This window comes from Novosphingobium mangrovisedimenti (assembly GCF_025153475.1).
Classification (GTDB): Bacteria; Pseudomonadota; Alphaproteobacteria; order Sphingomonadales; family Sphingomonadaceae; genus Novosphingobium; species Novosphingobium mangrovi_A.
In genome coordinates this window covers 1-538 of sequence record NZ_JANZXA010000061.1, presented here as the reverse complement: position 1 = coordinate 538, position 538 = coordinate 1, and the positions used below count along the sequence as shown (strand labels likewise).

General features: G+C 61.0%; 1 protein-coding gene. It reads left to right on the top strand.

What is annotated here, in order from left to right; translation table 11 throughout:
* On the top strand, window positions 1-415 hold a 415-nt coding region (locus NZK81_RS21460), incomplete at its 5' end, for an aldehyde dehydrogenase family protein (protein ID WP_260047990.1).
* Between the last annotated feature and the right edge of the window lie 123 nt (window positions 416-538).

Genomic DNA, 538 nt, shown 5'->3' with positions numbered 1-538 from the left:
CCGCGCCGATGCTGCAAATCTGGCGGGTGGCAACTTCATCAAGCCGACGGTGTTCACCAATGTGAAGAACACAATGCGCATCGCGCAGGAGGAGATCTTCGGGCCGGTGACCAGTGTCATCAGCTGGAACGACGAAGCCGACATGATGCAGCAGGCCAATGCCACCACCTACGGCCTGGCCGGCGGCGTGTGGACCAAGGATCTTGCCCGCGCCCACCGGATCGCGCGCCAGCTTGAAACCGGCACGGTCTGGATCAACCGCTACTACAACCTCAAGGCCAACATGCCGCTGGGCGGTTACAAGCAGAGCGGCTTCGGGCGTGAATTCAGCCATGAAGTGCTGAACCACTACACCCAGACAAAGTCGGTCGTGGTCAACCTTCAGGAAGGCCGCGTCGGGATGTTCGATCAGTGATCGAGAACCCGCGATCTTCGGGAGGAACGATGTGACTGCAAGGCTTGAAGGACAAGTGGCGCTGCTAACCGGCGGCGCCACCGGGATCGGTGAGGCGGTCGTCGCGCGCTTTATCGAAGAAGG